Source organism: Caldicoprobacter guelmensis (assembly GCF_016908415.1).
In the GTDB taxonomy this organism is placed as follows: Bacteria; Bacillota; Clostridia; order Caldicoprobacterales; family Caldicoprobacteraceae; genus Caldicoprobacter; species Caldicoprobacter guelmensis.
In genome coordinates this window covers 1-11,228 of sequence record NZ_JAFBDW010000015.1, presented here as the reverse complement: position 1 = coordinate 11,228, position 11,228 = coordinate 1, and the positions used below count along the sequence as shown (strand labels likewise).

The following is an 11,228-nucleotide window of genomic DNA, read 5'->3' as shown; positions in this document are numbered from 1 at the left end:
ACCATATTAATTTTTCAAGGTACATTTCTAATCTTCCTTGATTGCAAAACTATAATTTGGTCAAAATAACCCTTTCCTAATTTTCTCGTGAAAATTCCCATCTACTTTTCGAGAGTGTTCTTTAATATAAATAACAAAATTTTAAAAATTACATCCACACTCTACAAAAATATTACTCCTTTTTAACTACCGCTTTTACTTAATCTAATCACATTCCATGATAACTTCCTTGTCAGAGCGATAACCTTTCCGTCCTCCATTTTTGTTTTTGTATTTACTACTGGAACAATAACTTCTGGATGCTCAAAACTGTTCCCTTTAGTAAGGTCATCTGTATACATTTCCACATGCTCAACAAGCTTATAATCTTCAAAACCACGTACATCCAAAGTAACTTCAATATCATCTTCAATTGAGCGATTAATTATAAATACATCCACCTCTTCTTTCTCCTCATGATATACAGCTGCAGCTTCAATTGCTTGTACACCCTCAAAAGAATGGCATTGATTGAAATCATTTAGAGCATATTGCTGAGTATTAAATGTTGGTCCATTAACTACAGGTATAATAGACACACCTTCTGCTGCCAATTTATTCATCTGATAGTATGGATAATATGCCGCATTCTTCCAGACATGTTCTCCATCGAAAGCAATTGCGTCACCTAAACCTCCCGTCATACAAGCTATTTTAATTCGGTCAGCATTTCGGATAAAAGCAAGTAATATTGAAGCAACGCCTAACGCCTCTAACATTTGATAAGAAACTCGCCTTATTCTTCTAAAATTGTCTGGTTCATGTCTAATAAACACGTTTTCCCTCGGCCTAAATTGCATAAAAACTTTGCTGGCATCTTTCCATCCCCTACGGCCATAAGTTAATTCCCCTTGTTTCCCAAACATAACCCCATATTCATCAAATGAAATATACATCTTTTTGGGTATACCAATTTTAGCCTGTATATAATCACAAATAGCAATTATAGTCCTCATATTTTCCTCTATTACAGAAGAAACATTTAAATAATTAGCAATATCTCCTTCAGGTGCTGTATGGTAATAGTGTACTGATACATAATCAACAGATTCATAGCATTGCTCCAGTGCTTTCATTAACCATTCAGGAAAATGCTTAGAATAATCAGAAACACCTGACAAAACAGTTTCTGCTTTATTATCAATCCATTTAATCACTTTTGAAACCTCGTGAGTTAAGATACCAAAACCTACAGGATTTTTTTCCCACGAACCTATTTGCCAATGACCATCCATTTCATTGCCTAGATACCATATCTTAATAGGATAAGGTTCTGAATGCCCATATTTTTTACGCAGTTCAGACCAGTAAGTACCTCCTTCATGTCTGCAGTACTCTACTAAATGTGCAGCACTCTTTAAATCTTCTGTGCCAAGGTTTATCGTAAACATAGGTTCAGTATTAGCCCTTTTTGTCCACTCTAAATATTCATCAAGCCCAATAATGTTAGGCTCTATTTGAAACCACGCAAGGTCCAACTGTACTTTTCGATTTTCCAGTGGCCCTATAGAATTCTTCCATTCCCAGCCTGAAACCCAATTACCCCCGGGAAGACGTATAGCAGGCATCCCAAATTCCTTTACTGCTTCTAATATATCTTGCCTAAAGCCCATTTCATCTGCTGATGGATGTTTGGGGTTATATATACCTCCATACACCCAATTCCCAATAGGTTCTAAAAATGCCCCAAACAAGCGCTTTTCTACTTTACCTACCTTATAATCAGGATGTACAGTCACTTTTGCTGTTTTTGTCATAAAACTCCTCCTATATATAAAATTTTTGTTATTTTTTATTAACCCTTTATAGCACCGATAAGGATTCCTTTTACAAAATATTTCTGCAGAAAAGGAAATACACACATTATGGGCACCATTGTCATCAATACCGCTGCCATCTTCATACCCTGCGAAAACTTCTTTAACTCCGTCTGCGATGCAGAAAAATGTTCGCTCCCCTGACTTTCCATAACTATGGAACGCAAAGCCAATTGTAACGTCAAAAGCTCTCTCTTGCGTATAAAAATCATTGCCAAAAACCATTCATTCCATCTGTCAACCGCATAAAATAACGTAAGCGTCGCTATAATCGGCATAGATATGGGCAAAATTACACTCACCATAATCCGCCATTCCCTTGCCCCGTCAAGCTTTGCCGACTCCACCAACGATTGTGGCAACGACAAAAAATAGTTCCTCATAATTATAAGATAAAAAGAGTTAAGCCCTGTCGCCAATATTACAGACCATAGCGTATTAATCAAATTCAATTGCTTCATCAGCAAGTATAATGGTATAATCCCTCCATTAAACATCATTGTAAATACTATAAAATAAACGAAAAATCTCCTAAACGGCAAATTCGGCCGGCTTAATCCGTAAGCCATCGACGTCGTCAAAAACATATTAAGCGAAACCCCTATCAATACCAATAACAACGTTGTGCGATACCCTATCCAAATCCTCCCATCTCGAATCAACGCCTTATAATTCTCCAGCGTAGCTTCCTTCGGTATCAACACCAACATCGAATTGTAATATTCCTTCTCCGAAGCAAAAGATATCCCTATCACATTCAAAAATGGCAGTATAATTACTATAGCCCAAAATGTAAGAAATATCAACAACACAACGTCCAATGTCTCTATTCTCTTCCCTAACCCTTTCCCCTTACTCGCTGCCATCATTCCTTCCTCCATTTTTAACATTTTTTCCTTATAATCATCCTTTCCCTCTCTTGCTTTATGCAAACAACCCTTCTGAACCCAGCAACTTCGAAACACGATCAGCTACATTCAAAAATATAAAGTTCACCACCGACCTAAACAAACTAACCGCCGTCGAATAAGAAAAGTCAGCCGCTGCTAAAAATGTAACACGGTAAATGTACATGTCTAAAATCTCACCAACCTTAGCTGTCGCTGGATTACTTAAATTAAATATCTGGTCAAAACCCTGCGTCATTATATTCCCTATCTGTAAAATCAACAATACCTCTATCGTACTCTTAATACCCGGTAATGTTATATACCACATCATCTGTAACCGAGATGCCCCATCTATAATCGCTGCTTCATATTGCTCAGTATCAATACCAGCCATCGCCGCTAAATAAATTATCATCGTCCAACCAGCTGATTTCCAATTCTCCGTTATATACAATAATGGCTTAAATAATTTGGTAGACCCTAAAAAATTTACCGGTTCCCCTCCTAACATGCTGATTATTGCATTTACCATCCCTTTCGTATTTAAAATATTTATCATGATGCTAGCCACTATAACCCATGACAAAAAATGAGGAAACGTGTATATCGTCTGTATAACCTTTTTGTATCTATTAACTCGCACTTCGTTCAACATCAAAGCTAATATTATGGGAAAGGGAAATTGAAATACTATCCTCCCCGCATTTATAACTATGGTCCTCCATATAGACTCTAAAAATGCAGGATCCCTAAATACATACTTATAGTTCTCAAAACCCACCCATGGACTCCTAAAAATACCTAAATTAGCCTTATACGTCTTAAATGCCAGTGTCAACCCATAAATGGGAATATAAGCAAAAATAATATACCACACAACTGCAGGAATAAGAAGAATATAGACTTCTTTCATCTTCCATACTTCTATAAATAGTTTCCTTCTTCCCCTTGCCACTGTACTATTCCTCATACCCTCAAACACTACCCCTTCCCAAATACGATATTCATGCCCCTTCTTAAACACAATCTCTATCATTTTGAAACAGCTTGTAGTAGTAAGGGGAACTCCTACACTCCCCCCACTACTACAAGCCTCCTCCTTAAATTCCTTAAATATTATACATTACTTCTTTGAACCTAGCTTCGCATTCAACTCATCAAGCACTGGTTGAATTATCGGCATCTTTGAATCAACCCATTTCTTCCAGTTCTCCTCTATATCTCCTGGCATCGTTACCAAATTACACAACTCGGTATCATAATCAAATTGTGCTCTCTTCATGTTTGGAGAGTCAAAAGTATACAAGTCCCAATTCGTTTTTGTGAATGTCTCGGGTGTTGATATCTCACACCTGTCTTTATAAAGCTGCCTCGATATCTCCAAACATCTTGGATCATGATTGGGATTATTAAAAGCAAAATCATCAAACAATACAATAGCTCCTAATGTATAACCTAAAGACGGATACTTTCCATTAGAGCCGCCAAGCGGACGGCCTTCTTTCTTCTCATCATAAAGCGATATTATCTTCCCATTCTGGTCATACGTCCAATCTACATCTTTTAACCCTAAGAACAGCGTCGTTCTCCCTTCCTCTGTAGCATTGTAGTCCAGTATGTCCATATATCTTTCAAATACTTCTTTCTTTATATTGGGACTGAAAACTATTGTCCCCCAGAAGTTGATCAGGTCCCTCTGATGATAATAACCGTCTTCACCTAAAACCGTAGCCATATTGATGTGCTCAAACGGATCAAGACCTAAATTGGCCTGGAATCTGTTAATAAAATTGGGATGAATTGCTGCCGTTGGCGCTTGGTTAAAGTTGCATGCTGCAACACCTTGCGTATCAAAAGGAGCTTGGCTATCTTCAGGCTTCAAAGTGATAAAATCAGGATCAAGCAATCCCTCTTTGTAAGCTTGTGCCATCAACTTCAATCCTCTTAATGTGTCCTCAGATGCCCCGCCCCACTTGTATTGGCCATCTTTGGGGTCCTTGTAGAACGTATTATAGTGCGTGCTGTTACTCTGAATAAACATCAACACTGCCGCGTGAGGATCAGCACTAATAGGGATAAGCTTATTGCCCACATTGCCGGGGTCTTTTTCTTTAATCAGCCTGGCAAAATCCAGAATCTCTGAAACCTTATACGTGCTCTTTATCGGGAAATTAACTGCCTTTGCCCAATCTTTACGCATATACAATGACCAGTGATCAGGTACTGGTTCACCTGGTTCATTTATCATGTTTTTATAGAAACGAGCCCTGGGTAGAAAATATGTCCCACCAAATTGTTTTTCCATCTGCGGCCCTAAACCTGTCACTTCGAAAACCCTCGCAACATTAGGCCAACGACTCTTCCAGTCATCTGGCAACTTATACAATAACCCCTGCTCAACATAACCTGCCGCTTCAGGATAATTGGTCTGCGTAAAGTTAAACACTAAAACATCCGGCATATCACCCGAGTTGATCCATATACGACATCTCTCATTCCAGTTTGACCACGTCAGTGCTGTAACCTCTAGTGTGTAATTGAACTTTTTAGAATAATATTGAGCCACACCATCACCATTAGTATAATCATAACCATCCTGAGCTTGTACCGCCGCTAAAGTTATAGTTACATGCTTTGACAGATCAGATTGAGGTTCCCATTTTTCTTTGCCTGCCTGGCTTCCAGTTTCTTGTTTCCCACTATCTTTGCTGTCTTCCTTTTGTTCATTTTCAGTCTTATTTTCTACCTCACTCTCCTTACCACTCTCCTTGGATGATTGCTGCGTCGACTTTCCACACGCCACTAAGCTCAATACTAACAACGCAACTAAAGTTAGACAAATCAGTTTTTTAGCCATCTTCATAAATATGAACCCCTCCTTATCTCGATGTAGTAATTTGGGCTATATCAAACAGGAATTCATTCTTATCAAAACGCTGAATTCCTGTTGATATCCTTCATATCCAGTTTTTTAAAGTAAACTTTATCTAGTTTCCCAACTAAATCTCAGAATCAACCTCTCTTTTTTGACGTGTCTTACTTTGCTTTTACTCTCTCACCGTCATTACCTATTTTTGCACAGAAATGTCGCCTTCCTTTTTATATCTAGTTTTTAAAAACTATTCTATTTTTATATTTACTTATATAATTTTTGCAAACTCTTTTGCACCTCTCAGTCTTTATTATAACGATTAAGCAACTTTTGTCAAGAATATTTTTAACGCTTTAAATTAAAAATTTGAAAATTGTGATATTATATACATTATACTTTTTTAAAGGAAAGTGCGGCAACTAAAATTATTTAAAGATATTGACAAATATGAAAGCACTCTACTATAATAAACAAAGAAGTTAAAACGAAATAGCATTTTAGGAGTAAGTTAGTATATGGTTTATATTACGTAAAAGAATTTTAAAAAAATAGTTGTTAAATAGAAATTTAAACCGAGTAGCTTGTAAAATCGAATGAATAGATTCAGTAAATACCACTCCAAAATACGAAGAATGGGGAAGATAAAATGCCAAACAAAGGAACTACAAACTTGTGGAACAAGGAGTATATTATTTTGCTACTAGTCAATCTGATATCAGCAATTGGTTTTAATATGGTTTATACCATGATTGTTGATTATTCTGTTAACTTTTTAGGCGGAACGCTGGTAATGGGAGGGATTATAGCAGGTATATTCTCTATCACAGCCCTATGTGTAAGACCGTTTGCAGGAATTATGGCCGATAATTTTAATAAAAAATACATATGTATATGGGCGATAATGCTAATTATTGCCGCTTCGTTAGGATATGCCTTTTCCCCAAATGTAGGGATTTTGTTGTTATTCCGTGTAATGCACGGAATAGGTTTCAGCATCAACAGTACCACTAATATTGCTTTAGTAAGCTTGTGTATTCCAGAAAACCGTATAGGGGAAGGTATCGGTTATTTGGGGGTAGGACAAGTATTTTCCCAAATTGTAGGACCAGGACTCGGTGAATTACTGAAACAAGCTTTTGGATATAAAATATTATTTGTAAGCGTTGCTTTGTTATCATTGTGTGCATTAATTTTATTAATAAAGTTGTTCCCAAACAAAACGGAAAATCAAAAAACAGAAGAAAAGAATAACAAAAAATCAGGTTTTACCATTAATAGTATGATAGCACAAGAAGTCCTGTTTTATGCCTTATTAGGAGGTGTATTTTCATTTGGAAATGGCATCGTAAGTTCTTTCTTGAAGGTTATGTGCAATGAAAGAAATATAGAAAACTATACTGCGTTCTTTTCAATAAATGCATTAGTGCTTTTTCTGATACGTATGATAATAGGAAAGATAGTAGATAAAAAAGGATTTACCATAGTGATAACTGGTTCCTTTGTCATTGCAGCAATTTCTATGATTCTATTAGCATATGCTTCAAGCTTAAATATGATCATATTAGCAGCAATATTAAAAGCAATTGGACAAGGCGGAGGACAAGTAGCACTCCAAGCTGAATCTATAAAAAAGGTGGATGAAAGTAAGAGAGGTGTAGCAGCAAGCACATTCTACATAGGGGCAGATATCGGGCAAGGAATAGGACCTTGGATAGGAGGATTCCTATCCGATACTTTTAACTATAAAACAACGTTCTCTTTTACAGCGTTATTAACCCTATTTTGTGGCATTATATTTTTTATAAATCAAATGATAGCTCGTAAAAACAACATTTTAAAAAATGGAAATAGGTTTAATATTGAGACAAATTAAACCTCATAAATATAACATAAGGAAATAATATGAGGAAGGAGTTGAATAAATTATGAAGATTTTTTATAAAAATTTTGATATCAATGATCAGGTAAGAAGCGCTTTTGTATGTGTTGAAGATACTACATGGGATTGCTTAACAAAGCCATCTTCTATAATAATTCTAAGAGACGATAATACGGAAACATCTGTAAAAGAAATACTTGCTGCCGGTTTATCAGAATTGGCCAAAGAATACCATATAGTAATTGTTTTCCCTAACCCCATAGAAAACGGTTGGAATTTCAATATTGCTCCTGGTAAAGTAGACGATGTTGCTTTCTTAAAAACTATACATGAAAATATAAGAAAAGGCATTTTAGGGCCTGAGTGGAAAGTTATGAATGATGTTAATTATCTGATGGGGATTGGGCAAGATTCGTGCGCAATGGCCACCACTTTTATCACGCTTCATCCTGAGCTAATCGCAGCCGTTGCTCTAGTAGGAGGAAATAATATACCTTCTACAATAACACATAGTATGGGTGCACCAATGCCCGCTTTATTGGCCGATTGCTCTAATGGCTTTATAAATTATTATAAAGCATTAAATAACACCGATACCATAGAAATGTCAAAAGATGCATTAACCGTTTATGTGGATTCTACCCATCCATTCCATAAAGTAACAATAATCAATGGCGAAATACAAAAATTAACAGGTGGTTTAGTACGGAAAATTTGGTTTGATCTATTCTATCAAGTAAGAAGAATAAATACCAGTCCCAAGGGCAATATATGTAGACGTATTCACGTTGAAGAGTGCCGTTTCGAAAAACATTTAAACGACTGTTCATTAGGAGATAACAATGGGATACCACATAGTTGGTTAGAACACGTTCCTCAAGTCGTTCTCGATAATCCTACTAAACCAGTACCCTTACTAATATTCAGCCATGGGGCTACCGATAATCCTATGATAGCAGCAGATATGAGCAAATGGCACGAAATTGGTGAAAGAGAAGGTTTTATCACCGTTTATCCGTTGGCAAGCAATGGAATTAATTATAATCTCAACTTAGATCCAGATTATCCCAGTGATGTAGATTTTTATTTGGCATTGATACAGTATCTGAAAAACAAATATGTTATTGATAGTTCAAGAATATATATCTCTGGATTTTCCAATGGTGCGGGAATGGCTCATGTAATGTGCCTATTACATCCAGAAATATTTGCAGCAGCAGCTCCTTTTGATACCATGTGGCCATATGTAAAGCCAGGGCCTTTTGCTCCCGATAAATTCAATTTGGAAAAAAATTTGAAAACAATTACTATTGGACTCGAGTTACAAAAAAAATATAACTACCGGATGCCAATATGGTATGTGTACGGTACCCGTGAATTCGAATACCCAATTACCAAGGGGTCAGGACAACAGTATCAATATGATACATGGAAGAAGTATAATAATATAGCTGTTTTACCAACCCCAGAAAAGCCTCTAGATAGTGAGTATAGCATAGGAGTAGAAGGCGAAACTATCGAAATCATACATCCCTGTCCTGAATATCCAGAGTACAAATATTCAATTCATAAATTTTATAGTCTTGATGGCCATAAAGATTATTATAATTTTGTTCTAGCTCACGGTAAAGGCCATGAGGTTCACTATGTTGATGCTGAATTAGCATGGCAGTTTATTTCTCGCTTTAGCCGAAATTTAGATGGATCATTAAACGACAGTAAAATGGGAAATTAATCAACACATTTGCCATTAAGAAATTATTTAAACTGTCCAACTTTTAACAAAAAATAATAAAAGCTCCTTTCTGGTAAACATTAATGGCGTTTGGCCGGAAAGGAGCTTTTTATTGGAGTACATTAACAAAAAACAAAAAACTTTAGACTGTTGCATCTTAAAGCAATTACATAAACAAAGATAAATTTTCTAAATTGCGAATACATGCATTAAAAAGGCTAACCCCTTTTTGGTGTAAAAATATTAACTATATTTCTGATACCTAATCGATGTAGCAATTTATTTCATTTTAATCACCATTTAAGTAGATCATTCAACAATAGCAATGGGGAATTAACAACCTTTACTCCTCCTTGGGAAATCCACCACAACTTTCCCGAATAATAAAATAGCTGTCTTCAATAATACTAACAGGCTGTTGGATAATACCATTCGTCAAGTCAGTAAGCAATTGTAAAGATTTAAATACCATTTTTTCTATGGAAAAATCAATAACTGTCATCTTAGGAGTCAACAATTCGCATGTAGGTATATCGCTGCAACCTATAATTTCTATATCCTGTGGTATATGGTATTCTTTTTCTTTTAATACCGAATATACACCATAAGCCATAGTAGAAGAGAGTAAAAAAATAGCACTTGGCAGATCACCACTGGCAATTATTTTTTCCATACACTTCCTTCCCGCCTCAATATCTACACCCACCTCACTGACTATATGTTGATCAAGTACTTGTACTCCATATCGTTTACATCCGTCTAGAAATCCAATTTTCCTCATGCTAAAATTTCTATTAAAAATCTCTGCACCTATCAGGCCGACCTTTTTATGACCTCTTGCTGCTAATAATTTAGCAACCTTTTCACCCATACTATAATCATCTACATGTACACAACTATATTTTGAGCTTTGTCTGTTAAATACAATTATTGGCATTATGCTATTTAGTTTTTCTATATATTCGATATCACTATCCGAAGCTCCTACTACAATTACTCCATTAAATAAGTTATCAATAAATATATCTTCTACCTCATTAATATGGGAAGTATAATACGGCTTATATATAACCTCTATATTCATCTTCTTTTCTAAAATACAGTGTTGAATTCCATTAAAAAAACGCACTAACAAATCTGACAAATACATTGACGGCCACAATATCCCAATGACCATAGTTATATCTTTTTGATATTGTTGCTTCTTTAATCTTCGAGCGTAGATATTGGGCCGGTATCCAATTTTCCTGGCCTCTTCCCATATCCTCTCCTGCGTTTCTTTAGAAATTCGCATCTCATCACCACGTCCATTTAGTACAATTGAAACTGTTACCGGCGAAAGGTTAGTTCGTTCTGCAATTATTTTTATGCTACCTTTCTTACTACTCTGTGCCATATAAACATCTCCTTCAACTGACTAGTTCACACTGATTTTATAATTAATCTGAACCATATTAAATCTAGTCAAATTGTTATACTCGGAAAAAAGTGTACAATAATATTAGTTATCTTGTCAATAATATTTTATACTACCCTGTTGTTATTCTGTAATAATCATATTGAAATTATTCTGATATAACGTCATACATGAGAGAGGAGATATTCAATATGACACAAAAAGAAATGACTCGTTTAAGAGTCATAAACCAAACAATCGACAAAGTCATAACCATCAGAGAAGCAGCTGAGCTTCTAAACCTCAGTAAACGCCAAGTAATAAGGTTGAAAAAGGGGGTTTTTAAAGAAGGACCTGCGTTCATTATCCACAAAAACGGAGGTCTAAAGTCCCAGCACGATCTCTCTGATGAACTTAAAAACACCATCATTAACCTTAAAAAAGCGAAAAATACAGTGACGTAAACTTCAACCATTTTGTCGACTTACTTGTGGAAAATGAAAACGGTTCGTTGTAAAATTAAATGCAACACCTAAAAAATAGTAGAACCATAGTGAGAAATCCTGTATGATATAGATATCCAAAATCACTAAACATACA

Annotated in this window: 7 protein-coding genes and 1 pseudogene; 3 read left to right on the top strand and 5 right to left on the bottom strand. The window is 35.7% G+C overall.

What is annotated here, in order from left to right:
- Window positions 1–182: 182 nt before the first annotated feature.
- The 4 genes from JOD02_RS11330 to JOD02_RS11315 all read right to left on the bottom strand — a co-directional run bounded on the left by JOD02_RS11330 (window position 183) and on the right by JOD02_RS11315 (window position 5,609).
- Window positions 183–1,796 carry an alpha-L-arabinofuranosidase C-terminal domain-containing protein gene (locus JOD02_RS11330; protein ID WP_204489629.1) on the bottom strand — a complete coding sequence of 538 codons (1,614 nt, stop codon included), beginning with the start codon at window positions 1,794–1,796 and terminating at the stop codon, window positions 183–185.
- Window positions 1,797–1,834: 38 nt separating this feature from the next.
- Complete coding sequence (locus JOD02_RS11325) at window positions 1,835–2,722, bottom strand: carbohydrate ABC transporter permease (protein ID WP_243426530.1); 888 nt, start codon at window positions 2,720–2,722, stop codon at window positions 1,835–1,837.
- A gap of 58 nt (window positions 2,723–2,780) precedes the next feature.
- On the bottom strand, window positions 2,781–3,716 hold the full coding sequence (locus JOD02_RS11320; protein ID WP_204489631.1) for an ABC transporter permease: 936 nt from the start codon (window positions 3,714–3,716) through the stop codon (window positions 2,781–2,783).
- A gap of 153 nt (window positions 3,717–3,869) precedes the next feature.
- Window positions 3,870–5,609 carry an ABC transporter substrate-binding protein gene (locus JOD02_RS11315; protein WP_204489626.1) on the bottom strand — a complete coding sequence of 580 codons (1,740 nt, stop codon included), beginning with the start codon at window positions 5,607–5,609 and terminating at the stop codon, window positions 3,870–3,872.
- A gap of 655 nt (window positions 5,610–6,264) precedes the next feature.
- On the opposite strand from JOD02_RS11315, the gene JOD02_RS11310 reads away from it, so the two are divergent.
- On the top strand, window positions 6,265–7,491 hold the full coding sequence (locus tag JOD02_RS11310; protein WP_204489624.1) for an MFS transporter: 1,227 nt from the start codon (window positions 6,265–6,267) through the stop codon (window positions 7,489–7,491).
- Between the two features lie 52 nt (window positions 7,492–7,543).
- Complete coding sequence (locus JOD02_RS11305) at window positions 7,544–9,232, top strand: prolyl oligopeptidase family serine peptidase (RefSeq protein ID WP_204489623.1); 1,689 nt, start codon at window positions 7,544–7,546, stop codon at window positions 9,230–9,232.
- A 343-nt stretch (window positions 9,233–9,575) separates the two neighbouring features.
- Here JOD02_RS11305 and JOD02_RS11300 read toward each other — a convergent pair whose 3' ends face one another.
- Window positions 9,576–10,628: a LacI family DNA-binding transcriptional regulator gene (locus tag JOD02_RS11300; protein WP_204489621.1), complete on the bottom strand. Its 1,053-nt coding sequence runs from the start codon at window positions 10,626–10,628 to the stop codon at window positions 9,576–9,578.
- Between the two features lie 212 nt (window positions 10,629–10,840).
- On the opposite strand from JOD02_RS11300, the pseudogene JOD02_RS11295 reads away from it, so the two are divergent.
- Window positions 10,841–11,133, top strand: a pseudogene (locus JOD02_RS11295) (helix-turn-helix domain-containing protein); the annotation flags it as partial.
- Window positions 11,134–11,228 lie beyond the last annotated feature (95 nt).